This window comes from Saliphagus sp. LR7 (assembly GCF_003344565.1).
Taxonomy (GTDB): domain Archaea; phylum Halobacteriota; class Halobacteria; order Halobacteriales; family Natrialbaceae; genus Saliphagus; species Saliphagus infecundisoli.
In genome coordinates this window covers 1-24,725 of sequence record NZ_QPND01000019.1, presented here as the reverse complement: position 1 = coordinate 24,725, position 24,725 = coordinate 1, and the positions used below count along the sequence as shown (strand labels likewise).

Sequence of the window (24,725 nt, the reverse complement as noted above, 5' to 3'; positions counted from 1 at the left end):
GCCGTCGTCCGTCCGGGCGCCCGACCCATGAACGGCGACGAACTCCGGGCGACCCTGGAGGAAGCCGGGCTCTCGCCGTACCAGGCCGACGCCTACGTGACGCTCTTGGAGCGGGGATCGGCTTCGGCGACCGACGTCGCCACGTCGAGTTCGGTCCCAGATCCCCGGATCTACGACGTCCTCCGGGACTTAGAACAGCGCGGGTACGTCGAGACCTACGACGAGGGGAGCCTCCACGCGCGCGCACACGACCTCGCGACGGTACTCGAGGACCTCCGCTCGCGGGCGACCCGCTTCGAGACCGCCGCCGAGGAGATCGAAGAGCGGTGGGACCGTCCGGACCTGGAGGACAACGACGTGAGCATCGTCACGCGCTTCGAGACGGTCCTCGCGCGCGCGGAGTCGCTGATCCGGTCTGCGGACAACCAGGTCCAGATCGGGCTGGCCCGCGGGGAGTACGAGCGCCTCTCGCCGGTGCTTTCGGCCGCCGTCGAGGACGGCGTCGACGTCAAGCTCTGTCTGTACGGGGACTGGGGAACGCTCCCGCGCGAGGAGCTCTCGGCGGTCTGTACCGAGGCGCGTCACCGGGCGATCCCCTCGCCGTTCGTCGCCCTGATCGACCGGACGTGGACCTGTTTCTCGCCGCCGGCGGACTCGACCAACGAGTACGGGATCGTCGTCGACGACCGGAGCCACGCCTACGTCTTCCACTGGTACTTCCTGACCTGTCTCTGGGAGGTCCAGGAGACGATCTATTCGGCCTCCGACGGCGGGCTCCCGGCGACCTACGTCGACGTCCGCCAGTGTATCCGCCGGATCGAGCCCCTCCTCGAGTCGGGGAGGAGAGTCGAGGCGACCGTCACTGGCCTCGCGGTCGGGACGGGAGAGCCCGTGGAGCATCGCGGCGTCGTCACCGACGTCACCTACGCCGGACCCTCCGGGGCGACCGAGGGAATGCCGCCGCTCTCGGCGCTCGCCGGGCGGGCGTATCTCACCATGGACGCCGGCGGGGACACCTACACCGTCGGAGGATGGGGGGCGACCCTCGAGGACGTCGAGGCCGAACGGGTCACGGTCGAACTCGCCGAGGGCGGCGACTGACACGTAGTTAACAACACCCGTTGTAACTCCTGCAGTAATTATAAGTATCTACCCGGTAGAATGGCGGTACATGTCCGAAAAGCGTTTACAGGGGACTGGGAGCGAAGAGACGGGTGTGTCGAGACGGACGTTCGTCAAGGCCGCCGGGGCTTCAGGCGCCGCGGTGGGGCTTGCCGGCTGTATATACGGCGGCGACGACGGCGGCGACGGAACCACCCTCACGATCGCGATGGGGTCGACGACCATCTCGAACGTCGAGGACAGCCTGCCGGACCTGCTCCACGAGAACGGCCTCAGCGACGACGTCGAGATCAGTTTCAGCGAACAGGAGCAAGACTCGGGGGCACAGCGGGACAGCTACATCGAACTGCTCGAGGCCGAGGAGACCAGCCCCGACCTGTTCATGATGGACACCGGGTGGGCGAACGTTTTCATCCAGCAGGGATACATCGCCAACCTCACCGAGGAGCTAGACGACGAAACGCTCTCGACGATCAACGACAACTACTTCGAGGCGTTCACCAACACGGTCCGGGACACCGAGAACGGGGATCTCTACGGCATCCCGCTGTTTCCCGACTACGCGGTGATGATGTACAACAAGGGGTACGCCCGGGAGGCCGGCTACACCGACGAGGACTTCTCGCAGTGGGAGACCGAGCCGATGACCTGGCAGGAGTGGGCCGAGATGGCCGCCGAGATCACCGAGGCCTCCGACGCCGAGTTCGGCTTCTCGACCCAGTGGGACATCTACGAGGGAACCGCCTGTTGTACGTTAAACGAGGTCATGACCTCCTTCGGCGGGGCGTACTTCGGCGGCGAGGAGAACCTCCAGGGTCCGGTCGGCGACCGACCCGTCACCATCGACGAACCCGAGTTCATCGAGGCGCTGTCGATGGTGTACACCCTCGCGAGCGACGGGAGCGGCGACGGGACTCTCGAGGACTACCCCTCCGGGGTCGCCTCGTCAAACATCACCCAGTGGAGAGAGAACCCCGCCCTCTCGCCGTTTACCGAGGGCCAGGCCGCGTTCCACCGCAACTGGCCCTACGCGATCGTCGAGGCCCTGACCGGCGACTTCGACTTCGAGGGCCCCGACGATCTCGGCACGATGCCGCTTCCCTACGCCGTCGAGGACGGCGAGGGCGCCTACCCGGGAACCGGTGGCTCGACCTCCGCCCAGGGCGGGTGGCACATCTGTCTGAACCCCAACAGCGAAAACCAGGACGCCGCCCTCGAGGCGATGTCCGCCATGACCGCCGACGACTTCAACCTGGGCATGCTCGAGGCCATCGCGTGGCTCCCGCCGAAACCCGACCTCTTCGAGTCCGAGGAGGCGACCGACCCCGACGCAGTCGGCGTCGTGGCCAACTACATGAACACACTCCAGGTCGCCGGCGAGGGCGCGATGCCCCGTCCGGTGACGACCGAGTGGCCCTCCCAGGCCGAAACGATCGCCGAGCAGGCAAACCAGGCCGTCGCCGGCGAGAAAACACCCGAGGAGGCAGCCGCTGACCTCCAGACGGCGATCGAGGAGATCGAATCCAGCTAATGTCTACCGAACAGCGAGGATCGGAGGCCGGTCGAGAATCCCAGCGGTCGGGCCCGATCGTGGCGGTCACGCGGTGGATCGAGAACCTCGGCGAGACCGCCTTCGCCTACCTCCTGTTGACGCCGATTTTCGTCCTGCTCGGGGCGATCGCGCTCTATCCGCTGTTGCGGACGTTCGAGCTGTCGATGTACACGGGCATCCTGGGCGAGGGCGAGCAGGAGTTCATTGGCCTCCAGCATTACGTCGACCTGTTCACGGGCGATGCGAACCCGGATCTGCCGGGATCGGTCATCTTCCTCCCGGGGATCTCGACCGACGGGAGCTTCCCGTTCGTCCACGTCGAGAACTGGGTCCGGAGCACCCTGCTGGTGACGCTTCTCTTTGCGGTTATCAGCGTCTTCTTCGAGACGATCATCGGGTTCGGCCAGGCGCTCGTCCTCGACAAGGAGTTCCGCGGCCGCCGGTGGGTCCGGGCGGCGATCATCATCCCGTGGGCGATCCCGCTGGTGATCCAGGGGATGATCTTCTACCTGATGTTTCACCCCAGCACCGGCTTCCTGACCCAGTATCTGTCGTCGTGGGGTATCGTCGCGTCGACGAACACGCTCAACGATCCGACGAGTGCGTTCCTGATCGTCACCGTCGCGGACATCTGGAAGACGACGGCGTTCATGGCCCTGCTCATCCTCGCCGGCCTCCAGAGCATCGACCGGAGCCTCTACGACGTCGCCAAGGTCGCGGGCGCGAGCCGCTGGCAGCAGTTCAGGCTCATCACGTTCCCGCTGGTGCTCCCCGCACTCGGGATCGCGGTCCTCTTTCGGGTCATCGACTCGATGCGGATCTACGGCCTGATCGACTCGGTTTCGAGCTGTACGACCGTCCCCTCGCTTTCGTGTATGGTCGTCGAGACCTTCTACTCGAGCCGGGGGTTGGCCTCCGCGGTCGCGTTCGTGACAGCCGGGGTCATCGGCATCGTCGTCTCGGTCGTCATCTACCAGCAGTACAAGGAGGGGATCTGAGATGGCGACGACCACCGAACGCGACGACGACACCTCCGAGGCCGGACCCCTGGAGAGCTGGACGAACGGCGTCCTCAAGGACGAGGCCAAACGCCAGCGTCTCTACCGGGCGCTGTTCTGGACGGCGTGTGGATTCTTCCTCGTCACGACGCTGTTCCCGTTCTACTGGCTGCTCGTCCTCGCGTTGACGCCGAACAACCGGATCCTCACGGGCGACTGGTCGCTGCCGGTCATCGGCGTCGAGTTCCCCCACCCACAGGGGTTCAATCCCGTCGCGTTCGTCGAGGTGTTCCAGGTAGTGCCGTTTCATTACTTCGTGTTCAACAGCTTCGTGCTCGCGACGACGACGACGATCATCGTCCTCGTCATCGCGACCCTCGCGGGCTACGTCTTCGGCCGGCTCGAGTTCCCCGGCCGGGGGGCGCTCATGCTCGGGATCCTGGTGATCTCCTACTTCCCGCCGGCGGCGTTTCTCATCCCGCTGTTCGACGCCTTCCTCGGGAACCCGGTCGTCGTCCCGTTCCTGGGGATCGAGCTGTTCAGCCCGCCGCGACTCGTCAACACCCCCGGCTCGATGATCATGCCGTTTAGCGCGCTGTTCTTGCCGCTCGCGATCTTCATCCTGACGACGTTCTACGCCCAGATCCCCGACGGGTTGGAGGACGCCGCCCGCGTCGAGGGGACGACCCGGCTGGGCGCGCTGGTCCGGGTAATCATGCCGCTTTCAGCACCGGGGATCGCGACCGCCGCGGTGTTGACGTTTATCTCGGTCTACAACGAATACTTCTTCAGCTCGATCATGGCCCTCGAGAACAACCCCGAGAACTGGTCGCCGCTGGTCGGGGGCATCCTGAGCTACCAGACCCAGTATACGACCGACTTTAACCTGATGGCGGCGGCGAGCATCGTCGGGGTGCTCCCCGTCGTCATCCTCGTCATCATCGCCCAGGAACGGATCGTGAGCGGACTGACCGCAGGCGCACTCAAAGAATAAGATCACAATGGCACGCGTAACACTTGATCACGTCACGAAACGCTACGAGGACGTCGTTGCCGTCAACGACATGAACCTCGACATCAAAGACGGCGAGTTCGTCTGTCTCGTCGGTCCCTCCGGCTGTGGGAAGTCGACGACGATGGAGACCATCGCCGGGCTCACGAAGCCGACCGAGGGGACGATCCACATCGGGGACACCGACGTCACCAGGCTCCCCCCCAAGGACCGCGGGGTCGCGATGGTCTTTCAGAACATCGCGCTGTTTCCCCACATGGACGTCTACGAGAACATCTCCTTTGGGCTCCGGCTCCGGAACTACGACAAAGAGGAGATCGACCGCCGGGTTGACGAGGCTGCCGACGTCGTCCAGCTCGAGGGCATGCTCGATCGGGAACCCAACGAGCTCTCGGGGGGCCAACAACAGCGGGTCGCGATCGCGCGGGCGATCGTCCGGAACCCCGACGTCTTCCTGATGGACGAGCCTCTGGCGAACTTAGACGCCAAGCTCCGGGTCCACATGCGCACGGAACTCCAACGCCTGCACAAGGAGTTGGACACGACGATCATCTACGTCACCCACGACCAGGCCGAGGCGATGACGATGTCCGACCGGATCGCCGTCCTCAACGCGGGCGAGCTCCAGCAGATCGATCCGCCGCTGGTCTGTTACAACGAACCCACGAACCGGTTCGTCGCCGGCTTCATCGGCTCGCCGTCGATGAACTTCGTCGAGGGGAACGTCGTCGAGAACGGGGTCGAGACCGACAACTTCGAGGTCGGGTTCGATCCGGCGGGGATCCCGAGTCTCGCGGTCGGCGACCAGGTCAGCATCGGGATCCGTCCCGAGGACGTTTACCTCGTCGACCAGATCGAGGACCCCGACGCACCCCACCTGACCGACCGGATCGACGTCCGGACGGACGTCCTGGAGCCGATGGGCGACGAGATCTTCGTCTACCTCCTGCTCGAGGAGGACCAGGAGACGTCGATGGAGGACCAGGGGATGGCCGGACAGCTCCTGATGAGCGTCACCCCCGACACCGAGATCGAAGGGGACGAAGACGTCGACGTCGTCCTCGATCGCTCGAAGATCCACCTCTTCGATACCGCGACGGGCGAGGCGCTGGCCCACGGGGTCGCAGACCTCACGGGCATCGGGTCCGAGCCAGCCGCCGGCGAGGTCGAATCCGATAGCTGATCATGGACTGGATCCCTCTGGTCTACGTCGGCGGGGTGACGGTCCTGTTTTTCTTCTGGATCTACGGGATCGCCTCGTTCGCTCTCGATCTGAAGAACAAGATCCTGCCCGGTCTCCGCCAGTACTGGCGGGGTCGAAAGCGACGGACGGCCGAGAGCGAAGAGGAGCGAGAACGCGAGGAGCGGGAACGCCAGCTCTACTGACCCGGCACTCGAATCACCCACACTGAAACCCCTGCGCTCGAACAGTCGGCCATGAGCGCACAGCGCACCGATATCCGGACCGGGATCGTCGGGCTCGGAAACATCGGACAGTACCACGCCGAGCGCCTCCGGGAACTCGGCGTTCCGCTGGTCGGCGGGATGGACGTCGCCGAGGACGCTCGCGACCGCTTCGCCCGGCGCTACGACGTCTCCGTCTACGACGACCACCGGGAGCTGTTCGACGAGGTCGACGCCGTCATCGTCACCACGCCCAACAAGTACCACGAGGAGTACGCCGTCGCCGCCTTAGAGCAGGACCGACATCTCCTCCTGGAAAAGCCCCTCGCTCACGACCTAGAGAGCGCCGAACGGATCGCCGCGGCTGCCGCCGACACCGAGGCCCGGTGTATGGTCGGGTTCAACAACCGCTTTCTGAACACCGTCCGGATCGTCAGAAATCGGATCGAGGAGGGGGCTTTCGGGGATATCTCTCACATCGAGGCCAACTACGTCCGCCGTCGAGGGGTTCCCGGCCGGGGGTCGTGGTTCACCCGGCGGGCGATCTCGGGTGGGGGCGCCCTGATCGACCTGGGGGTCCACGCGATCGACCTCGCGCTCTACCTGCTCGGCTACCCGGCCGTCCGGGAGGTCTCGGGCACCACCCGGACCGAGTTCGGCACCCGCGAGGACTACGCCTACCTCGACATGTGGGGCGAGGACGCCGGCCCCGAGGGGTTCGACGTCGACGACTCCGCGTCCGCGTTCGTCCGGTGTGGGGGCGACCGAACGATCTCTCTCGAGGTCGCCTGGGCGACCAACCGGCCGGCGAACCACGAGTTCGTCGTCCGGGGGACCGAGGCCGCCGCCCGCTTCGACCTACTCGAGAACGACCTCACGATCTACTCGGCGAGTACGGCGGGCTCGAACCACCTCGCGGACACCTCGATTGAGGCCCACCAGAACGACACCCACTCCGACGAACAGCGGGCCTTTTTCGACGCGATCGCCTCGGGGGACTCCCTGGAGGACAACGTCGACCACGCGCTGGACGTCCAGCGGGTGATCGACGGAATCTACCGCTCGAGCGAGGACGGCGAGGGCGTCCGGCTCGACGACTAATCCTCCTCGCGGGCGCGCTCGAAGGCTTCGATCGCCTCCTCGCGGCGCTCTCCGTGATCGACGATCGGCGCGGGGTAGTCGGGGGCGCGCTCCTCGCGTTCGGCGTCGCTCAGGTCGGGCCAGTCGTGGACCGTCCCGGGCTCGCAGTCAGCGAGTTCGGGGACGAATTCTCGGATGTATTCGGCGTCGGGGTCGTACTCACGGCCCTGTTTGGTCGGGTTAAAGACGCGAAAGTAGGGCTGGGCGTCGGCACCGGTCGAGGCCGCCCACTGCCAGCCGCCGGCGTCGTTCGCGGCGTCGTGGTCGGCGAGATGCTCGCGGTACCAGTCGTAGCCGACCCGCCAGTCGGCGAGCAGGTCCTTCGTGAGAAAGGAGGCGACGATCATCCGCACCCGGTTGTGGACGTAGCCCTCCGCGAGCAGCTGGCGCATCCCGGCGTCGACGATCGGGTACCCGGTCTTTCCCGTTTTCCAGGCGTCGATCTCGCCGGGATCGGAACGCCACTCGACGCGGTCGGGTCCCGAGAGGTTCTCGCCGACCATCTCGGGGTTGTGGGCGAGCACGTGGGCGTAGAACTCCCGCCAGGCGAGCTGCCGGCGGAACTCGGCGACTGAGTCGCGCTCTCCCTCGCCGCCGACCCTCGCCATCGCCTCGCCCGTCGCGGCGTATATCTCGCGGATCCCCAGGACGCCCCACTTGAGATCGACCGAGAGCCGGGAGGTCGCCTCGGCGGCGGGGTAATCGCGTTTTTCCGCGTACCGATAGATATCCTCCTCACAGAACGTCTCGAGGCGGTCGCGGGCGAGCTCGCGGCCCATCGCGGGCGGGTCGGCCTCGGGCTCGTCGAACCCCAGTTCGTCGAGCCCGGGGATCTCCCCCGGATCCTCGGGCTCGAGGAGGTCGTCCTCGAGAGGCGCGTCTACGGGTTCGTCCTTCTCTCGGTCCGCCCACTTCTCCCAGAAGTAAGAGAACACCGAGTAGTGGTCGCCCTCGTTGGGCGAGATCGACCCCGGCGCGAAGAGGAGGGCGTCCTCGGCCGATTTCCACTCGAGCCCGCGATCCTCTATGGCGGCGATCGCGGCACGGTCTCGCTCGCGGGCGAGCCCGGAGTAGTCGGCGTTCCAGGAGACCCGATCCGCGTCCCGCGAGTCGGCGAGTCGGGGGACGATCCCGGTCGGGTCGCCGCGTTCGACCAGGAGGTCGGCCCCGCGCTCGCGGTACCGCTCCCGAAGATCCGTGACCGCTTCGAGAAGACAGGCGACACGGATCGGGGAGGCCTGCCCGAGGACCGCGGGATCGAAGACGAAGACGGAGAGGACCTCCTCGGCGTCCTCGCCCGCGAGCCCGCGGTTGTCGGCGATCCGGAGGTCCCGGCGGTGCCAGTGGATGCGCATGGGGAGGAGTGGCGCCGGAGCAGTGAAAAGCCAGGGCCTAACCGGGTACCCCGTCAGGAGCCGGTGCCCTGGACCGTTGGCGGGGCGACGGGTCCCGTCGTCGGGCCTCCGCTTCAGTCGGCGGCCACCGCCTCCGTCTCCGGACGATACGTGCGGCTGACGGCCTTCCACCGGCCGGTCGAGAATCGGTAGCAGACGACGACGGCGGGGACGAGCGTTTCCGCGACGAGTGCGGCGAACAGCCCCGCGATCCCGAGAGCGGGGATCGTTCCCACGAACGGGATCGCCAGGGACGTCGTTCCGAGGAACGCAAGCGGGAGCGCGAAGCCGTAGAGGCCGAGCAGACGGCCGTACAGCGGCCACCGGGTGTCGCCGCTGGCGTTCAGCGGGCCCGCGGCGGCGCCGTTTATCCCGTTGAAGATCACGCTCACGGCCGCGACCTGGACGAAGGTGGCCGTCAGCGCGAGCGAGTCGCCGGACTCGACGAAGACGCCCGCGATCGGCTCGGCGAACGCGAACGCGCCCGCGGCGATCGCGAGGTAGACCAGGAGGGTGAGCTTGAGGACGTCGTCGCCGTAGGCCCCGGCCTCGAACTCGTCGCCCTGGCCGAGTTCCTGGCCGACGAGCGAACTCGAGGCGAGGTTGAGCCCCCAGTTGGGGGTGTCCATCAGCCCGCGGACCCGCTGGGCGATGACGAAGGCGGCGACGACCTCGGGGCCGAAGACCGCGATCACGGCGAGCAGGGGGAACTGGGCGGTCGACCACACCAGGTTGGTGGCGACGATCGGCGTCGAGATGTCGATCAGGTCCCGGGTCAGCCCCCGATCGAGGTAGGGCCCCCGCAGCGAGACCGTGACCGGGAACCGCCCGACGAAGGGGACCGTCCCTCCGAGGAAGCCGTAGACGAAGAGGGAGGTGACGAGCACGTTCGCGAGCACGGAGCCCGCGGCGGCGCCGGCGACGCCCCAGCCGAGGCCGAAGACGAAGACGGCATTGAACCCGATGTTGGCGACGGCGCCGCCCCCGCGAACGACCATCGCGGCGTAGGAGTCGTCGACGCCGACCAGCGTGCGGCTCGCGATCAGGTTGAGGCCGATGAAGACGGTCGCGACGCTCATCACCCGGAGGTAGGTCGCGCCGTAGGCGGCCATCGCGGGGTCGGTCGCGACCAGCCCGACCAACTCGTCGGGAACGGCCGCGAAGACGACCGAGAGCGGGAGCGTCACCAGGAGGGTCAGCCAGACGCTCTGTTTGACGACGAGGTCGAGTTCGCCGTGTTCGTCGGCGCCGAACCGCTGGGAGACCAGCGCGATCGTGCCGCCGGCGATCCCGCCGCCGAGGGTGCCCGCGAGAAAGGCGAAGGGGGTCGCGATCCCGATGCCTGCGACCGCGCCCGAACCCAGGACGGCACCGACCATCGCGAGGTCGGCGACCGACTGGGAGGTCCGGGCCAGCCCCGTGACGATCCGGGGCCAGGCGAGTTCGGTCGCGCGTTCGACCCGGGAGCCGTCGACGTAGCCGGCACGGGCCAGCGGGGCACCGACCGCCCACAGCAGCCACTTGACGGGGTTGCGGAGGGCTCTCGAGAGGACGAAGGCGACGATACGGGCGAGGCGCAGAGAGACGCGGAGGGGGTTCTGGGGGGACATAGGGGCAATCGGAAGTATAGTTCCTCAACGGAGTCGAGAGTATACCCGTTTCGATCCGGAGGCGCTTACTGACGAGGTACCACGGGACGGACCACCACACGGCTCGAACGCGCCGGTCAGCCGCCAGGTCGGGCGGTATCAGGCAGTTTATTACGGTCGCCTGAGTGTCCCCGGAGTATGACTACGGGGAGCGAGCGTGCCGACGTCGCGATCGTCGGCGGCGGGCCGGCGGGGGCCGCCGCGGCCGAGCAGGCCGCCGCCTACGGCGCGGAGACGGTCCTGTTCGAGCAGGGAGTGCCGAGGGAGGACCGCGAGGGACTCGGCCCGGACTCGACGGACGCCGCCGGGATGCTCGACTACTGGGTCGACATTTTGGACATCCCCTTCTCGGAGATCCCCGACGAGGTCGTCCTCCGGGAACTCGAGGGCTGTGACTTCGTCGGGCCGACGAGCGAGGTCGAACTGAACTCGACAGGGATCGACGCCTCCTACCCCGGCTTTGGCTTTACGTTCGACCGGACGCGCATGGACGACTGGCTCCACGAGCGCGCCACGGATGCGGGTGCGGACCTCCGAATCGGGACCGGGGTCTCCGCCCTCAAGAGCGAACGCACGTCCTCGGGATACAGCCATCGGCTCACGCTCGCCTCCGGCGAGGAGCTGGTGGCCGACCGGGTCGTCCTCGCCGACGGCCCCCAGCGGCGGATCACCATCGACGCGCTCGATCAGTTCCTTCCCGACGATCGGAGCGCCTCGGATGCTCTCTCGCCGCCGCGGGCGAACCACATCGCCTACCAGGAGTACCGGGAGTTCCCCCCCGAACTGTTCTCCGAGTTCGATGACCGCCTGAAGTTCTGGTGGGGGCACATTCCGGGCGAAACCGCCTACCCCTGGATCTTCCCCAACGACGGCACCGTCGCCCGCGTCGGGCTGACGATGCCGATCGGAATGGACCTCGCCGACGTCCCCAACCGTGACTCCTACAAACTCCTGCGCCCCGGCGACGCCCGAATTCCGACCGGCGGGGAGTACGTCCGCCGGCTCCTCGAGGCGGAGTACGGCGACGAGTACGACGTCGAAAGCGAGATCCCGCGCGTCGAGGACCGCGGGAAGTCGAAGGGAACCGAAACGTATCCCATCTCCTCGACCCGGCCGATCGACTCGCCGGTGGGGGCGGGAATTGCCGTCGCCGGCGGCGCGATGGGGACCACGTCGGCGTTTCACGAAGGGGGTTACCACGTCGCCGTCCGGACCGGGTCGATCGCGGGCCGGCTCGCGGCCTCCGGCACCCTCGATCGGTACAACGACGTCTGGAAGCGCGCGATCGGGGCCGAGATCCTCCGGAACGTCTCCTTTGCGGACATGGTCGCCGACTATGAGCCCGACGACTGGGACCGCGTCTTCGAGGTCGTCAACGGGATGACCGACGCGGGGTCGGCGGGCGTCCTGCTCGACCGGAAGTACGCCGCCGGGATCGGTGCCTCGAAGATCCTCGCGGGCTACAAGCGCCGGAAGTTCCGCTACCGGAACGGGCGGTACGTCCAGCTCGCCGAGGACGAGTACGCCGTCTGATCGCGGTCGTCGGGCCGAGAGCTTTTCCCCGGCCGGCACCTACGGGGAACGCGCGCCTTTAGTCCCCGGCCGAGCCGACCCGTTCGGGTGCGATGACAGCACGGCGAACCCGGGCGCGCGACATCCGAAGACTCGGGATTCCGCTCGGAATCCCGGACTCGACGGTTCACACCGTCTCACAAGTCGCGGTTCCGCCAGGAACCGCGCAACCGGCGGCTGACGCCGCCTCACAGATCGTGGGTTCTAGCGAACCCACGCGACGCCCGGCACGAGGGTTAGCCGACCGACACGGCATGCCGCCAGGGATGAGGTCGGACGTTAGTGTTCCGGGCGACACTCTCTCGATCGCGGGCGGTTCTCGCAGAATCTCGACCGTCTGGGTACGTACCGGCTACCGGCGTAACCTCGACCGATGACGACACGCAGACCACCTCCTGTCCTCTGATTTGCGTGGTTTCGGAGCGACGTCGGGACGCGTTCGTCGCAGAAACGTCGGCCCGTCCGTAGCCCCCGGCGGCTGTGCTGCCGGGCGCTACCCCGCAGAAGGACGCTTCGGAACGCCGTATTTAGGCCCGCCTAAGAATCGGAACGGCTTTATGTTTTAGGCATGCCTAAAACGTATGCACGAACCGAGCCGACGGCAGTTGTTGAGAACCGGCGTCGTGGCCGCCGGGATCGGGGCGATCGCCGGCTGTCTGGGCGGCGGTGGGAACGGCGGCGACAGTAGAAATGGAAACCCCGACGACGGGACCAACGAGACCGGCGCGGAGACGGAAGGCGAATCGGACGACGACACGAGCGACACCGACAGGAAGAACCGAACGGACGGAACCGGCGGGAGCGACGAAAACGAAGGCGGGGAAGACGCCGGGACGCGCGGCGACGAAAGCGACGACGCCGAGGACGGGGGTTACTCGGTGACGATGGAGCCCGTCGGCGAGGTCGAGTTCGAGGCGATCCCCGAGACCTGGCTCTCGTATACGGGCGACTACGCCGACATGGGCGTCGCGCTCGGCCAGGGCGACGGGCTCTCGGCGGTCGGCGTCCGCGCCCGGTTCGGCTCGCACCTCTACGAGGAACTCCCGGGGGTTTCCGTCGAAGACGACGACCTCACCGAACTCTACCAGAACGGCACCGGCAAGGAGGTCTTTCACGAACTCGACGCCGACGTCCACCTGATCGATCCGAACTTCATGGTGAACCGCCTCCAGTGGAGCGAGAGCGACGTCGAGAAGATCGCACAGACCGTCGGCCCGTTCGTCGGGAACACGATCTTCTCGCGGGTCTACGACTGGCACGACTACCCCCACTACACGCTGTACGAGGCCTTCGAGACGGTCGCCGAGGTCTTCGGGGAGCGAGAGCGCTACGAGGCGTTCGCGGCGTACCACGACGAGGTGCTCGCGGACGTCCGCGGGCGCCTGCCCGAGGAGACCCCCGACGTCGCGGTGGTGTACCCCGCCGACGTCCCGCCGGAGTCGTTCTATCCCTACCGCATCGGGGAGGGAACCCAGTCCAAACACTGGACGGACCTCGAGGTCGGCGACGCCCTCGCCGACGTGACCGACGCCCAGGCCGGCGGCGGCGAGATCGACTACGAGACGCTCCTCGAGATCGATCCCGATGCCCTCGCCATCAGGCTACAGGGAGCGGTCACGCCCGACTACTTCGAGCGCGAGATCGTTTCCCATCTCGAGTCCCACGACGTCGCGAGTCGGCTCCGGGCAGTATCGGAGGGACGGGTCGTCTACGGGGGGCTGACTTACCAGGGGCCGATCATCCATCTCTTCCAGCTCGAGCGGGCCGCTCGGGATCTCTACCCCGATTCGTTCGGCGGCGGGCAGTTGTTCGACCGCGAGCGCGTCGCCGGGATCGTTACGGGCGACGCCTGACCGACCGCCCCGACGGTGGTCGCCGGCCGAGCGGAAGCGAAAGCACTATGAGATTTTAGGGATGCCTAAAAACATGGCACGAGAACGCAGGAACGTGACGCGCCGGAGAGCTCTCACGTACGGGACGACGGTCGTCGGCGGGTCGTTGCTCGCGGGCTGTCTGGGTGGGGAAGAGGGGAACGGCGAAGACGGCGAAAACGGGACCGAGAGCGGGAACGAAACCGAGGCCACCGAGACGGAAACACGGACCGAAACCGCCGAGAACGACACCGACAGCGGGAACGAAACGGAAACCGGGTCCGACGGGAGCGAGAACGCCGACGCCGGAAACGAGTCGGAGGCCGAAGACGAGTCCAACGGTGGAAACGAGACCGACGGCAGTAGCGGGCCGTACACCTCCTCGCTTGCGCCCGTCGGCGAGGTAACGCTCGAGGCGATCCCGGAGGACGTCATGGTCTACAGCCTGCTGTACGCCGACATGGCGGTCGCCTACGGCCACGGTGACGCCGTCAACTCGCTGGGTTTCGACGCCGAAACCGGCGGCGGGACCCTGGACGCCTACTACGACCACCTCGAGGGCGTCTCCTTCGACCGGGAGGATCTGACCCAGCTCAACACGGGGTCGGGAGCGATCAGCGTCGATCAGGAGCTGTTCTACGAACTCGACTCCGACCTCCACCTCGCCGATCCCGCGCTCATCGCGTCGTTCGAGGGCTGGGACCGCGAGACCGTCGAGGAGATCGCGGAGAACGTCGCCCCGTGGTTCGGCAACGCCTACAGCCGCGCACACGGCGAGCCTCCCGAGTCCTACGCCGACGACTACGAGTACTACACCCTCTGGGAGATCGCAGAACGGGTCGCGGCGCTGTTCGGGGCCGGCGAGCGCTACGGCGAGCTGTCGGCGGTCCACGACGACCTAGTCGCGACGATCGAGGAGGGGCTTCCGCCCGAAGAGGAGCGCCCGACGGTCGGCGCGATCATCTTCATGGAGGAGACGTTCTACCCCTCCGCCCTCGACGCGCCCGGGTTCGCCACGTCGGATCTGCGCCCGCTGGGAGCGACCGACGCCTTCGCGGGCGAGGAGCTGACCTACGAGACGAGCTACGACTACGAGGCCATGCTCGAGTTCGATCCCGACGTGCTCCTCCATCGCTACGGCGTCGCCTCCTACTACGACGTCGGGGCGATCGCCGAGACGCTCGCGGACCACCCGGTCGCGAGCCGGATCACGGCCGTCGAGAACGGACGAGTCTACCCCTCCGGCGACCCCGAGCAGGGACCGCTGATGAACCTCTTCCAGCTCGAGATGGCGGCCAAACAGCTCTACCCCGACCAGTTCGGCGCCTGGCCCGAGGACAACCACGGCGAGGCCTATCCCGAGTTCCCCGAGGAGGAGCGGCTGTTCGACCGCGAGCGGGTCGCCGACGCGATCGGCGGTGCGGGCCAGGAATGACTGCGGGAGAGGGGACCGACTACGACGTCGCCGTCGTCGGCGGCGGTCCCGCGGGCTGTTCGACCGCCGTCTTCGCCGCGCGCTACGGCCTCGAGACGGTCGTCTTCGACCGCGGGCGCTCGTCGCTCCGGCGCTGTGGCTACCTCGAGAACTTCCTTGGCTTTCCCGCGGGGATCGACGTCGAGACCTTCTACGGCCTGATCCACGACCACGTCGAAGAGGCCGGCGCCGAACTCCGGCCCGATCTCGTCGAACGGGTCGAACGGATCGAGCGCGTCGGGGACGACGGGGAGGGCAACGACGGAGCCGGAGGATTCCGGCTCGAACCCCAGGAGGGCGAACCCACGAGCGCCGATCGCGTCGTCGCGGCCACCCGGTACGGAGCCGGCTACCTCCGCCCGCTCGACGAGGGGTCGATGTTCGTCCCCGACGACCACGGCGAAGAGGGCGAGGAGCGGTTCGACCGCGACTGTCCCGCAGACGACGGCACGACGCCGATCGACGGGCTGTACGTGGCGACGCCCGCGGGCGACGCGGGGGCACAGGCGGTCGTCGCCGCCGGTCGGGGCGCACGCGTCGCCCGGACCGTGATCGCCGACGCCCGCCGCGACCGGGGCTACCCCGAGGCCCTGAGCGAGCACTGGGACTGGGTCCGCCGGGAGAGCGAACTGACCGCCGAGTGGACCGACCGCGATCGCTGGCGCGAGCACTTCGACGACCGGCTTCCCGACGATTCCGACGCCAGCGACGAGCGCCTCCGTGAGCTCCGCGAACGCGAGATCGATCGCCGGCTCGACGCCTACCTCCCCGACGAGGAGATCGACCGGCGGGCCACGCGCGGCCACCGGCGCCTGCTCGAGCACGTCGACGACGACGCGATCCTCGAGGCGGCCCACGAGATCGAGGCTCGGGGGTCCGTTGACGGCGCGAGCTGATCGACCCTCGTCCGGCGGGCCCGACCTCGGGAGCCCCGACACCCTTACTGCCGGCGGTCGAAGCGGAGCCATGGATCAGCAGCGATTCGTCCGGCTCGCGCTCCTCGCGGTGGGCCTCGCCGTCGCGAGTTTCGTCGTCCTCGGGACCTCCCGGCTCCTCGTCCCCTACCGGACCGCCCAGCTCCTCGCGGCACCGATCGGGCTCACAGCCTTCGCGCTCCTGAGCTATCTCTTCGTGCGGGCGACGCTGTCGGCGGTCGGCCTCCGGACCATCGAGGAGTAATCGAGGGCCACGACTGGAAACGGTTTTCCACGCCCCCTTCGAACCCACGGCTATGACCACGACTCTCGAGGTGGACGAACTCGCCGACCTCGGGCCGGCCGATCGGGCTGCGCTGTTCGAGCGATCGGCCGGCATCGAGGACGTCCGCGAGGACGTCCGGGGGATCGTCGAGCGCGTTCGCGAGGAAGGCGACGTCGCCGTCCGGGAGTTCACCGAGGAGTTCGACGGCGTCTCCGTGGGCAACCTGGAGATCACCGACGAGGCCGAACGGGCAGTCGAGGAGGTCGATTCCGAGATTCTGGCGGCGATCGAGGCCGCCGCCGACAACGTTCGCGAGTTCCACGAGGCCCAGGTTCCCGAGGACTGGCGCCGCGAGTTCTCTGACGGGCGGGAGCTCGGCCGACGATTTCGCCCGATCGAGCGGGCGGGGGTCTACGTCCCCGGCGGGACCGCCGCCTACCCCTCGAGCGCGATCATGGGGATCGTGCCGGCGGTCGTCGCGGGCGTCTCCCACGTCGTCGCCGTCACACCGCCCGCAGAGGAGGTGAATCCGGCGACGCTCGCGGCGATCCATATCGCGGGCGCCGATGCAGTCTACGGCGTCGGCGGCGCCCAGGCGATCGGGGCCCTCGCCTACGGAACGGAGTCGATCCCGCGGGTCCAGAAGGTCGTCGGTCCCGGCAGTCCCTGGGTGACGGCGGCCAAAGCCGAGGTCAGGGGCGACTGCGAGATCGATTTTCTGGCGGGGCCGAGCGAGATCGTCGTCGTCGCAGACGACACCGCCGACCCCGTCGCCGTCGCCGCCGACCTGCTCGCCCAGGCCGAACACGGGCCGACGTCGCCCGCGGTCGCGGTCACCGACGACCGGGAGACCGCCCAGGGAATCGTGGAGGCAGTCGAGAACCGGCTTCCCGAGCGCGAGCGCGAGGAGACGATCCGGGAGGCCCTCGCGGGCAAGGGGAGCCGGGTCCTGCTCGCCCGGTCGATGAGCGAGGCGATCCTCTTCGCCGAGGAGTACGCCCCCGAACACCTCTCGATTATCGCCGACGACGACGACGCAGTCTTGGAGCGGATCGACAGCGCGGGCAGCGTCTTTCTCGGGTCGGCGACCCCCGTCGCGGCGGGCGACTACGCCAGCGGGACGAACCACGTCCTGCCGACCAACGGCCTCCCGAAGGTCACGGGCGGGCTCTCGGTCGACACCTTCCTCCGGGCGACGACGGTCCAGCGACTCTCGGCGGACGCACTGGTGGACCTGAGCGGGACGATCACGACGCTCGCGGAGGCCGAGGGCCTGGAGGCCCACGCCGAGAGCGTCCACGTACGGACGCAGACGGGCGGCGAGAACGGGGGCGGCGACCAGTAGCGCTACCTGGGGCGTCAACGTTAACACCGTCGCGCCGGAAGGAACGGGTATGAGTACAGAGAGCGCGGACGGCGAGAGCCGCCCCCGGATCGAGGTTACCGAAGCGGCCGCCGAGCAGGCCATAGACCTCCTGACCGAGGAGGGCCTCGACACGGACGTCGCGGGCCTCCGACTGTTCGTCCAACAGGGCGGCTGTGCGGGGCTCTCGTATGGGATGCGCTTCGACGACGAGCCCGAGGAGGACGACTCGATCTACGACCACCACGGGCTCAGAGTGTTCGTCGATCCCGCGAGCCTGAAGTACATCGAGGGCTCGGTGCTCGACTTCGAGAGCGGCCTCCAGGCCGAAGGGTTCCACGTCGAGAACCCCAACGTGGTCAGCGAGTGTGGCTGTGGAGAGTCGTTCCGAACGTAGTTTCTGGAGGTTCTACTCCTCGAGTTCGAAGGCGACGGTGACCTCCGCCTGATACTCCCGGTCGTCTGCGGTCGCGATCTCGACGCTGAACTCCTCGACTTCGACCCAGTGAACGTTGTTCAGCGTGTCCTCGGCGCGGTCGATGGCGTCGTCGGCCGCGTCGTCGAAGCTCTCCGAACTCGACCCGATCAGCGTGATCTTCTTGAAAACCATGATCCGGTCGGATCGACGCGGGCGGTTCACTAAAAGCTCACCCCTTCGTGGATACCCCAAGGGCGACCGACGGTCGGGTCGGGTGCCGTCGCCGGCCCGGGAGACGAGCGTGTGCCGGTACCCCGCAGTTGAAATACGTCCGGCCCAAGCACAGGTGATGACCTCGGTTGCCGTCCTCGGCGGCGGGATCGGCGGGTTGAGCGCGGCCCACGAACTCGCCGAACGCGGGTTCGCCGTCACGGTCTACGAGGCCAACGAGCGGATGGGCGGGAAAGCCAGGAGCATCCCGATCGACGGGAGCAAGGACGCGATCCTCGGCGAACACGGCTTTCGGTTCTTCCCCGGGTTCTACCGCCACGTCACCGACACGATGGCGCGGATTCCCTACCGCGATCGAACGGTCGCAGACAACCTCGTCCCGACCTCCGAGTCGCTGCTCGCGCGGGCGACCGGCGAGGAGGTCGTCGCGCGGACGGCGACCCCCCGGACGATCGGCGAGTGGCGCGAGGCCCTCCAGCCGCCGACCTCCGACGGCCTTCCTCCGCGCGAGGCCGCCGTGCTCGGCGAGCGTCTGTTGACCCTGCTCACGAGCTGTGACGCCCGGCGGGAGGACGACCTCGAGTACCGCTCGTGGTGGGAGTTCGTCGAGGCCGATCGCCTCTCTCCGGCCTACCGGAAGCTCGCGGCCGTCACCCAGTTGCTGGTCGCGCTTCGCCCACAGGACGGCAGCGCGCGCACCTTCGGGAAGATCTACCTCCAGTTGATCCGCGGACAGCTCGATCCCCGGATGGACGCAGAACGAATCCTCAATGGACCGACGAGCACAGTCTGGATCGAGCCCTGGGTAGCGTATCTCGAGGACCTCGGCGTCGAGTTCGTCCGGGAGACGCGAGTGACGGGCATCGACTGCGACCGCGAGCGGGTGACGGGCGTCGAGACGACCCGCGGAGAGGTCGGGGCCGAGTACTACGTCGCCGCCCTGCCCGTCGAGGCAATGGTCGAGCTACTGAGTCCGGATCTCAAACGGGGCGCGCCCTCGCTGGCTCACATAGATCGCCTCGAGACGGGCTGGATGACCGGGATCCAGTTCTACCTCGAGAGCGACCGGCCGCTGGTCCACGGCCACCAGCTCTATCTCGACTCGCCGTGGGCACTGACTGCGATCTCACAGGGCCAGTTCTGGTCGGAATACGACCTCTCGGAAGCGGGATCCGGAGCGGTCGGAGACGTTCTCTCGGTCATCATCTCGGACTGGGACGCTGCCGGCGAACTCACCGGCAAGCCCGCCCGGGACTGTTCGCCCGAGGAGATCAAAGCCGAGACGTGGGACCAGCTCACGACCCACCTCAACCGCGACGAGACCCGACTCGCCGACGACGACCTCGTCGAGTGGTTTCTCAACCCCGCGATCGAGGAGACCGACGATGGGGTCGTAAACCGCGAGCCGCTGCTGGTCAACACCGCGGGCTCGCTGCGATATCGTCCCGAGGCCGCGACGGGAATGAAAAACCTCGTGCTCGCTTCGGACTACGTCCGGACGGAGACCGACCTGGCGAGCATGGAGGGAGCAAACGAAGCCGCACGCCGCGCGACGAACGCGATTCTCGATCGGAGTGGGAGCGACGCCCCCCGATGTGAACTCTGGGCGCTCGAGGAGCCCGCGGTGTTCGAGCCCCTGCGGGCCCACGACGCCGTCCGGTATCGTCTCGGGCTTCCCCACGCCAGCGAGGGCGCGTGGTCGCCGGTTCGGGAGGCCCTCGTTCCCTGAGGGCACCGGAGCCGGCTCTTTCCACGTCAAGAACTATCCGCCCCTCGTGCGTACCGACGTCCGACGCGCCCGATCCGACCGGCGATCGGCGCGAACGACCCATGAATCCCAACTCCTACATCGACACCGAATCGTACGACGACGTCCTGAGCCATGAACTGACGCAGTTTCTCGTCCGCGAGGCGGTCGGGGTCGCGATGGAGTCGCCGCTTCGCGAGCCCATCCTCGAGGGCGTCGAGCGTGGCGAGCGCGAGTTCGACGGGGCCGACGTCTCGCCGGCCCCCGAGGCCGAGTCGGGCGGGCGCTCCCTGAAGGGTGTTTTCGTCCTCGCCGTCCTCCTCGCCGTAGCGTACGCCGCCCTCGGGCGTCGCGGCGGGGAGTGAGGACGGGGCCCGTCGCCGGCCATCGTAGCAGCCACGGTCAACGGATTTATTATTTATCCGCCTAAACGGCGGGGTATGGCAGACGAAGCCGAACTCCGCCGACAGTTCACCGACGCGTTCGAGGGCGCCGACTACCCCATCTCGAGCCCGATGGACCTCGTTCCCGCACTCCCCAACGGGCCGGGAACGACCTTCGAGTCCGAGGAGTTCGAGATGACGGCGATGGAACTCAACACCAAGCTCTCGGGCGGGGACTTCCCCTACGAGAGCGTCGACGCCTTCGTCGACGACGTCATCGCGGAACTGAAAGCCGAAGGTCACATCTAGAGCGCCTCGCCGACCGACTCGAGCAGGTCACCGTTCTCGAGCAGTTCTAGGACCCCCTCGACGTCCTCGCGGACCGGCCGGTCCTCCCGTAGAGGCGGGACGACCCCGCGAACGGCGTCGTAGGCGGCGCCGGTACCCCTCCCCAGCGAGAGCGCTCCGGCGTCGAACGCCCGATCGACGAACTCGGCCGCCTGGGAAGCGGCGACGAGTTCGCTCGCGACGACTCTGCGGGCGTTTTCCAGCACCTGCCGTGCGTTGTACGCCGACTGGGCGCTCATGCTGACGTGGTCCTCCTGGCCGCCGCTGACGGGCGTGTTGTCCGTCACTGAAGCGCCGAGGGACCGACTCTCGTTGAGAAGCGCCGCGGCCGTATACTGGAGGAGCATGTACCCCGACTGGAGACCGCTCTCGGGCGCGAGGAAGGGGGGAAGGTGGTCCTCCTGGAGATTGGGATTGAGCAGCCGGTCGATCCGGCGTTCGGCGATCGCCGTCAGATCCGTGAGCGCGAGGCGGGCGTACTCCAGGCGGAGCGCGAGCGGTTCGCCGTGAAAGTTGCCCCCCGAGAGCACGGCCGCGCGGTCGGTGCCGGAGGCGCGGTCGTCAGCCCGGCCCGCCGAAAAGACGAGGGGATTGTCGGTCGCGCTGTTGAGTTCGACCTCAACGGCCTCGCGGAGGTGGGAGATCGAATCCCGGGCGGCGCCGTGGACCTGCGGGAGACAGCGAAGCGAGTAGGCGTCCTGGACCCGATCGCAGTTGCGGTGGGCCTCGACGACCTCGCTTCCTGCCGTGAGTTCCCGGACGTGTTCGGCGCTCGCTCGCTGGCCCTCGTGGGGCCGGACGTCGTGGATCGCGGGGTGTGAACTCGCCGTCGTCCCCAGGGTGACCTCCGTGGTGAGCGCGCCCGCGACGTCGGCGGCGAGCAGGAGTTCCTCGCCGTTGACGATCGCGAGCGCGGCGATCCCGACGGTGAGTTGGGTGCCGTTGATGAGCGCGAGGCCCTCCTTGGGCGCGAGCGTGAGCGGCTCCGCACCGATTGACGCGAGCGCCTCCTCGCCGGGGAGACGTTCGGGGCCGTCTCCGCTCTCGACCCACGCCTCGCCCTCGCCGACGAGCACGAGCGACATGTGCGCCAGCGGCGCGAGGTCGCCGCTCGCCCCCAGACTGCCGTGGGAGGGGACGACCGGGCGGACCCCCTCGTTCAATAACTCGAGGAGGCGGTCGACGACGACCTCGCGGATCCCCGAGTGGCCCACGAGAAGGGCGTTGATCCGGGTGACCATCATCGCCCGCACGGCCTCCCGGTCCAGTTCGCGGCGGCCGCCGGCCGCGTGGCTCCGGAGCAGGTTGGTCTGGAGGGTCTCGAGGTCTTCGCGCGGGATCCGTTCGTCGACCAGTTCGCCGAACCCGGTGTTGACGCCGTAGACGGCCTCGCCGCCCTCGAGGACGCCCTCAACGCGCGAGCGTGAGGTCCGGACCCGCTCGCGGGCCTCCGCGGCGATCCGGGCGTCCTCGCCGCCGCGGGCGACCGCGGCTACGTCCTCGGGGGTGAGCGTCTCCCCGTCGAGGGTGACGGTCACCGGTAATCACCGCGGGGAAGGCGAGTAACGATTGACGGACGCGACCGGGGATCCGAAACGGGGTCGATCATGCACGATCGTTTGGGATGGAAGTACAAGACCTTCGGTGTCTTCCGGCGGTCGTGTCCAGCATGCACACGAGCGCCCAACCGAGTTACGTGGTGACCTCCCAGGACGGACGCATGCCCGACGCAGCAATCGTCATCCTGGCAGGAACGGACAGCCCCTCCGACCTCGGTCGTGTCGTCAACGCCCTCCAGACGGCCACCGAGTTCATAGATGAGGGCGACGACGCCGAGGTGATCTTCGACGGCGCGGGAACCCAGTGGATCCCCGAACTGGAAGACGAGGACCACGACTACCACGACCTCTATGCCGACCTCACCGATCACATTCAGGCCTGTGACTACTGCTCGCAGGCGTACGACGTCGCCGAGGAGATCGAGGAGAGCGACGCCGACAGCCGCGACGAGTTCGAGGGCCACCCGAGCCTCCACTCGCTGGTTTCGGACGGCTACGAGATCATCACGTACTGATTCTCCCCGTCTTTTTACGATCGTTCCCGGGAGCCGAAAGCCGTTAGACCGCCGCGACCCCATCTCCACCATGCGCGTCGCTCTCCTCGGCTGTGGCTACGTCGGGATCGAACTCGGGAGACAGTTGCGAGACGCCGGCCACGAGCCGATCGGCGTCCGGCGCTCCCCGGAGGGGATTGAGCGAATAGAGGACGCCGGACTCGAGGCCGTCCGCGCGGACGTCACCGATCGCGGGGATCTCGAGCGGGTACCCGACGCCGACTCGGTCGTCTTCGCGGCCAGCAGCGGCGGCCGCGGCGCCGACGCCGCCCGTGAGATCTACGTCGAGGGCCTCCGGACGGCGATCGAGGCGTTCGGCGAGCGCGACTCGCCGCCCGACAGACTCGTCTACACCTCCTCGACGGGCGTCTACGGCGACCACGGCGGCGACTGGGTGGACGAGGAGACCCCGATCGAGCCGACGACCGAGAAAACACGGGTGCTCGCCGAGGCCGAACAGATCGCCATCGAGGAGTCTGCCGAGTACGGGATCGCTGGCATCGTCGCCCGCTACGCCGGCCTCTACGGCCCCGACCGCTACCGCCTCGAGCGGTATCTCGACGGTCCAGTGACGGAGGGCTACCTCAATATGGTTCATCAGGAGGACGCCGCCGGTGCGGTTCGATACCTGCTCGCCGAGAATCTCGCCCGCGGCGAGGTCGTCCAGGTCGTAGACGACGAACCCGTCTCGAAACACGCCTTCGCCGACTGGCTCGCCGACGAGTGCCGAGTCGAACGACCCGAGAAGCAGTCGAAGGAGGAACGGTTGGCGGAGGGCGACCTCTCGGAACCCGCACGACGGCGGATCCTGACCAGCAAGCGGTGTTCGAACGCGAAGCTCCGCGAGTTAGGGTACGGATTCGCATATCCGACGTTCCGCGAGGGGTATCGCGCGGCGATCGAGGAGTATCGGGAGTAACCGACGCTCAAACGGACGTTTCACCTTCCCGAACGGTTATCCTCCATCGGCGACGAGAACGGATCATGCATCGGCGTCGTTTCCTCGCCGGTGTCGGACCCGCGATCCTCCTTCCGGGATGTCTCGGGGGAGTCGGCGCCGGCTCCGAGAACGGGGATGACGACGGGACGGACGACGCCAACGAAAACGACACCGCGGATGACTTCGAGCGCGTTGTCTCGATCGCGGACACTGGCGACCTCCCGGATCGAGCACCGATCGCGTTCGATCTTCGCGTTCTCGAGGAACGGGTGGCGGCCGACGGGGCGGCGCTGCTGGAACTCGAGACGACGAACGTCGGCGATTGCGACCGGACGGTATCACCGTACTACAAGGGCCGAAGCGGGACCGACGGCCCTGCCGGAATCGTCCTTTACTCGCTCGAGGCTGCCGATAGTCCGGGCGAGGACTACCGGCCGGAGTGTATCGACGACCCCGAACCGACCCAGGAGGCGATCGACTTCACTACGGAGGAGGGGGTCCACCACGAACTCGATCCGGGCGAGGCGGTCACTGACGAGTACGTCGTCGCCGACGATCCGTCGGTCGAGGGCTGCGTTCCGTCCGGCGAGTACCGGTTCGAGTCCACGCACGTCTTCGAGGAGATCGAGGATTTCGACTGGGGCTTCGATCTCGAAATCCGAGAGGGGTGAACTACTCCGCCCTACCGCGCTCGGGCCTACCCGGCCCTCGCTTGTTGAGGACGGAGCTTCCTGTTTCTGTGTCAGAACGTGCAGGAACAGGTCCCACAGCGGTTCCAGACTCCGCAGGCGATT

General features: G+C 67.7%; 24 protein-coding genes. 20 read left to right on the top strand and 4 right to left on the bottom strand.

Annotated features, from left to right (window positions below; genetic code table 11):
• Positions 1–27: 27 nt before the first annotated feature.
• The 7 genes from DVH23_RS18745 to DVH23_RS18715 all read left to right on the top strand — a co-directional run bounded on the left by DVH23_RS18745 (position 28) and on the right by DVH23_RS18715 (position 7,189).
• Positions 28–1,101 carry a TrmB family transcriptional regulator gene (locus tag DVH23_RS18745; protein WP_114578941.1) on the top strand — a complete coding sequence of 358 codons (1,074 nt, stop codon included), beginning with the start codon at positions 28–30 and terminating at the stop codon, positions 1,099–1,101.
• A 70-nt stretch (positions 1,102–1,171) separates the two neighbouring features.
• The gene (locus tag DVH23_RS18740) at positions 1,172–2,653 is read left to right on the top strand and encodes an extracellular solute-binding protein (RefSeq protein WP_114578940.1); all 1,482 of its coding nucleotides are present in this window, start codon (positions 1,172–1,174) and stop codon (positions 2,651–2,653) included.
• Entirely contained in the window at positions 2,653–3,672 is a 1,020-nt protein-coding gene (locus DVH23_RS18735; RefSeq protein WP_114578939.1) for a carbohydrate ABC transporter permease, read from the top strand. The genes DVH23_RS18740 and DVH23_RS18735 overlap by 1 nt, the downstream gene beginning before the upstream one ends.
• 1 nt (position 3,673) lies before the next feature.
• Positions 3,674–4,666 carry a carbohydrate ABC transporter permease gene (locus tag DVH23_RS18730; RefSeq protein WP_114578938.1) on the top strand — a complete coding sequence of 331 codons (993 nt, stop codon included), beginning with the start codon at positions 3,674–3,676 and terminating at the stop codon, positions 4,664–4,666.
• 7 nt (positions 4,667–4,673) lie between these two features.
• Positions 4,674–5,867 carry an ABC transporter ATP-binding protein gene (locus DVH23_RS18725; RefSeq protein WP_114578937.1) on the top strand — a complete coding sequence of 398 codons (1,194 nt, stop codon included), beginning with the start codon at positions 4,674–4,676 and terminating at the stop codon, positions 5,865–5,867.
• A gap of 2 nt (positions 5,868–5,869) precedes the next feature.
• Positions 5,870–6,070, top strand: a complete 201-nt coding sequence (locus DVH23_RS18720; protein ID WP_224828532.1) for a hypothetical protein — start codon at positions 5,870–5,872, stop codon at positions 6,068–6,070.
• A gap of 51 nt (positions 6,071–6,121) precedes the next feature.
• Entirely contained in the window at positions 6,122–7,189 is a 1,068-nt protein-coding gene (locus tag DVH23_RS18715) for a Gfo/Idh/MocA family protein (protein ID WP_114578935.1), read from the top strand.
• Here the strand turns inward: DVH23_RS18715 and DVH23_RS18710 are convergent.
• Both DVH23_RS18710 and DVH23_RS18705 read right to left on the bottom strand, forming a co-directional pair.
• Complete coding sequence (locus tag DVH23_RS18710) at positions 7,186–8,583, bottom strand: deoxyribodipyrimidine photo-lyase (RefSeq protein ID WP_114578934.1); 1,398 nt, start codon at positions 8,581–8,583, stop codon at positions 7,186–7,188. The two genes, DVH23_RS18715 and DVH23_RS18710, sit on opposite strands and share 4 nt — an antisense overlap.
• Positions 8,584–8,696: 113 nt before the next feature.
• Positions 8,697–10,232: an MATE family efflux transporter gene (locus tag DVH23_RS18705; RefSeq protein WP_114578933.1), complete on the bottom strand. Its 1,536-nt coding sequence runs from the start codon at positions 10,230–10,232 to the stop codon at positions 8,697–8,699.
• Positions 10,233–10,409: 177 nt separating this feature from the next.
• Between DVH23_RS18705 and DVH23_RS18700 the strand changes: the two genes are divergently transcribed.
• The 7 genes from DVH23_RS18700 (at position 10,410) to DVH23_RS18670 (ending at position 18,148) form a co-directional block, all read left to right on the top strand.
• A complete protein-coding gene (locus DVH23_RS18700; RefSeq protein ID WP_114578932.1) occupies positions 10,410–11,804 on the top strand; it encodes an NAD(P)/FAD-dependent oxidoreductase in 1,395 nt (464 codons plus the stop codon).
• A gap of 620 nt (positions 11,805–12,424) precedes the next feature.
• Positions 12,425–13,696, top strand: a complete 1,272-nt coding sequence (locus DVH23_RS18695) for an ABC transporter substrate-binding protein (RefSeq protein WP_114578931.1) — start codon at positions 12,425–12,427, stop codon at positions 13,694–13,696.
• Positions 13,697–13,769: 73 nt separating this feature from the next.
• Positions 13,770–15,149, top strand: coding sequence for an ABC transporter substrate-binding protein (locus DVH23_RS18690; RefSeq protein WP_198668003.1), 1,380 nt, complete (start codon positions 13,770–13,772; stop codon positions 15,147–15,149).
• Complete coding sequence (locus DVH23_RS18685; RefSeq protein ID WP_114578929.1) at positions 15,146–16,084, top strand: NAD(P)/FAD-dependent oxidoreductase; 939 nt, start codon at positions 15,146–15,148, stop codon at positions 16,082–16,084. The genes DVH23_RS18690 and DVH23_RS18685 overlap by 4 nt, the downstream gene beginning before the upstream one ends.
• A gap of 70 nt (positions 16,085–16,154) precedes the next feature.
• Positions 16,155–16,367, top strand: a complete 213-nt coding sequence (locus DVH23_RS18680) for a hypothetical protein (RefSeq protein WP_114578928.1) — start codon at positions 16,155–16,157, stop codon at positions 16,365–16,367.
• 52 nt (positions 16,368–16,419) lie between these two features.
• The gene (gene hisD, locus DVH23_RS18675; protein WP_114578927.1) at positions 16,420–17,733 is read left to right on the top strand and encodes a histidinol dehydrogenase; all 1,314 of its coding nucleotides are present in this window, start codon (positions 16,420–16,422) and stop codon (positions 17,731–17,733) included.
• Positions 17,734–17,782: 49 nt separating this feature from the next.
• Complete coding sequence (locus DVH23_RS18670; protein ID WP_114578926.1) at positions 17,783–18,148, top strand: iron-sulfur cluster assembly accessory protein; 366 nt, start codon at positions 17,783–17,785, stop codon at positions 18,146–18,148.
• A gap of 12 nt (positions 18,149–18,160) precedes the next feature.
• On the opposite strand, the gene DVH23_RS18665 is transcribed toward DVH23_RS18670, so the two are convergent.
• Positions 18,161–18,361, bottom strand: coding sequence for a dodecin (locus DVH23_RS18665; protein WP_114578925.1), 201 nt, complete (start codon positions 18,359–18,361; stop codon positions 18,161–18,163).
• 157 nt (positions 18,362–18,518) lie between these two features.
• Between DVH23_RS18665 and DVH23_RS18660 the strand changes: the two genes are divergently transcribed.
• The 3 genes from DVH23_RS18660 to DVH23_RS18650 all read left to right on the top strand — a co-directional run bounded on the left by DVH23_RS18660 (position 18,519) and on the right by DVH23_RS18650 (position 20,839).
• A complete protein-coding gene (locus DVH23_RS18660) occupies positions 18,519–20,129 on the top strand; it encodes an FAD-dependent oxidoreductase (RefSeq protein ID WP_114578924.1) in 1,611 nt (536 codons plus the stop codon).
• Positions 20,130–20,230: 101 nt separating this feature from the next.
• Positions 20,231–20,512 carry a hypothetical protein gene (locus DVH23_RS18655; protein WP_114578923.1) on the top strand — a complete coding sequence of 94 codons (282 nt, stop codon included), beginning with the start codon at positions 20,231–20,233 and terminating at the stop codon, positions 20,510–20,512.
• 75 nt (positions 20,513–20,587) lie between these two features.
• Entirely contained in the window at positions 20,588–20,839 is a 252-nt protein-coding gene (locus DVH23_RS18650; protein WP_114578922.1) for an MTH865 family protein, read from the top strand.
• On the opposite strand, the gene hutH is transcribed toward DVH23_RS18650, so the two are convergent.
• The gene (hutH, locus tag DVH23_RS18645) at positions 20,836–22,416 is read right to left on the bottom strand and encodes a histidine ammonia-lyase (RefSeq protein WP_114578921.1); all 1,581 of its coding nucleotides are present in this window, start codon (positions 22,414–22,416) and stop codon (positions 20,836–20,838) included. The genes DVH23_RS18650 and hutH overlap by 4 nt on opposite strands.
• A 182-nt stretch (positions 22,417–22,598) precedes the next feature.
• On the opposite strand from hutH, the gene DVH23_RS18640 reads away from it, so the two are divergent.
• The 3 genes from DVH23_RS18640 (at position 22,599) to DVH23_RS18630 (ending at position 24,602) form a co-directional block, all read left to right on the top strand.
• A complete protein-coding gene (locus DVH23_RS18640; RefSeq protein WP_114578920.1) occupies positions 22,599–22,952 on the top strand; it encodes a DsrE family protein in 354 nt (117 codons plus the stop codon).
• Positions 22,953–23,022: 70 nt separating this feature from the next.
• Positions 23,023–23,910, top strand: coding sequence for an SDR family oxidoreductase (locus DVH23_RS18635; protein WP_114578919.1), 888 nt, complete (start codon positions 23,023–23,025; stop codon positions 23,908–23,910).
• 65 nt (positions 23,911–23,975) lie between these two features.
• Positions 23,976–24,602, top strand: a complete 627-nt coding sequence (locus tag DVH23_RS18630) for a hypothetical protein (RefSeq protein WP_114578918.1) — start codon at positions 23,976–23,978, stop codon at positions 24,600–24,602.
• The last annotated feature ends 123 nt before the right edge of the window (positions 24,603–24,725 follow it).

What these genes read in the sequence shown, in the direction of transcription:
- DVH23_RS18690 (WP_198668003.1), top strand. Translation starts at nt 13,770, where the DNA reads ATGGCACGAGAACGCAGGAACGTGACGCGCCGGAGAGCTCTCACGTAC.
- DVH23_RS18630 (WP_114578918.1), top strand. Translation starts at nt 23,976, where the DNA reads ATGCATCGGCGTCGTTTCCTCGCCGGTGTCGGACCCGCGATCCTCCTT.
- DVH23_RS18745 (WP_114578941.1), top strand. Translation starts at nt 28, where the DNA reads ATGAACGGCGACGAACTCCGGGCGACCCTGGAGGAAGCCGGGCTCTCG.
- DVH23_RS18700 (WP_114578932.1), top strand. Translation starts at nt 10,410, where the DNA reads ATGACTACGGGGAGCGAGCGTGCCGACGTCGCGATCGTCGGCGGCGGG.
- DVH23_RS18635 (WP_114578919.1), top strand. Translation starts at nt 23,023, where the DNA reads ATGCGCGTCGCTCTCCTCGGCTGTGGCTACGTCGGGATCGAACTCGGG.
- DVH23_RS18695 (WP_114578931.1), top strand. Translation starts at nt 12,425, where the DNA reads ATGCACGAACCGAGCCGACGGCAGTTGTTGAGAACCGGCGTCGTGGCC.
- DVH23_RS18705 (WP_114578933.1), bottom strand. Translation starts at nt 10,232, where the DNA reads ATGTCCCCCCAGAACCCCCTCCGCGTCTCTCTGCGCCTCGCCCGTATC.
- DVH23_RS18640 (WP_114578920.1), top strand. Translation starts at nt 22,599, where the DNA reads ATGCCCGACGCAGCAATCGTCATCCTGGCAGGAACGGACAGCCCCTCC.
- DVH23_RS18735 (WP_114578939.1), top strand. Translation starts at nt 2,653, where the DNA reads ATGTCTACCGAACAGCGAGGATCGGAGGCCGGTCGAGAATCCCAGCGG.
- DVH23_RS18665 (WP_114578925.1), bottom strand. Translation starts at nt 18,361, where the DNA reads ATGGTTTTCAAGAAGATCACGCTGATCGGGTCGAGTTCGGAGAGCTTC.
- DVH23_RS18685 (WP_114578929.1), top strand. Translation starts at nt 15,146, where the DNA reads ATGACTGCGGGAGAGGGGACCGACTACGACGTCGCCGTCGTCGGCGGC.
- hisD (WP_114578927.1), top strand. Translation starts at nt 16,420, where the DNA reads ATGACCACGACTCTCGAGGTGGACGAACTCGCCGACCTCGGGCCGGCC.
- DVH23_RS18680 (WP_114578928.1), top strand. Translation starts at nt 16,155, where the DNA reads ATGGATCAGCAGCGATTCGTCCGGCTCGCGCTCCTCGCGGTGGGCCTC.
- DVH23_RS18650 (WP_114578922.1), top strand. Translation starts at nt 20,588, where the DNA reads ATGGCAGACGAAGCCGAACTCCGCCGACAGTTCACCGACGCGTTCGAG.
- DVH23_RS18725 (WP_114578937.1), top strand. Translation starts at nt 4,674, where the DNA reads ATGGCACGCGTAACACTTGATCACGTCACGAAACGCTACGAGGACGTC.
- DVH23_RS18740 (WP_114578940.1), top strand. Translation starts at nt 1,172, where the DNA reads ATGTCCGAAAAGCGTTTACAGGGGACTGGGAGCGAAGAGACGGGTGTG.
- DVH23_RS18670 (WP_114578926.1), top strand. Translation starts at nt 17,783, where the DNA reads ATGAGTACAGAGAGCGCGGACGGCGAGAGCCGCCCCCGGATCGAGGTT.
- DVH23_RS18730 (WP_114578938.1), top strand. Translation starts at nt 3,674, where the DNA reads ATGGCGACGACCACCGAACGCGACGACGACACCTCCGAGGCCGGACCC.
- DVH23_RS18655 (WP_114578923.1), top strand. Translation starts at nt 20,231, where the DNA reads ATGAATCCCAACTCCTACATCGACACCGAATCGTACGACGACGTCCTG.
- DVH23_RS18710 (WP_114578934.1), bottom strand. Translation starts at nt 8,583, where the DNA reads ATGCGCATCCACTGGCACCGCCGGGACCTCCGGATCGCCGACAACCGC.
- DVH23_RS18720 (WP_224828532.1), top strand. Translation starts at nt 5,870, where the DNA reads ATGGACTGGATCCCTCTGGTCTACGTCGGCGGGGTGACGGTCCTGTTT.
- DVH23_RS18660 (WP_114578924.1), top strand. Translation starts at nt 18,519, where the DNA reads ATGACCTCGGTTGCCGTCCTCGGCGGCGGGATCGGCGGGTTGAGCGCG.
- DVH23_RS18715 (WP_114578935.1), top strand. Translation starts at nt 6,122, where the DNA reads ATGAGCGCACAGCGCACCGATATCCGGACCGGGATCGTCGGGCTCGGA.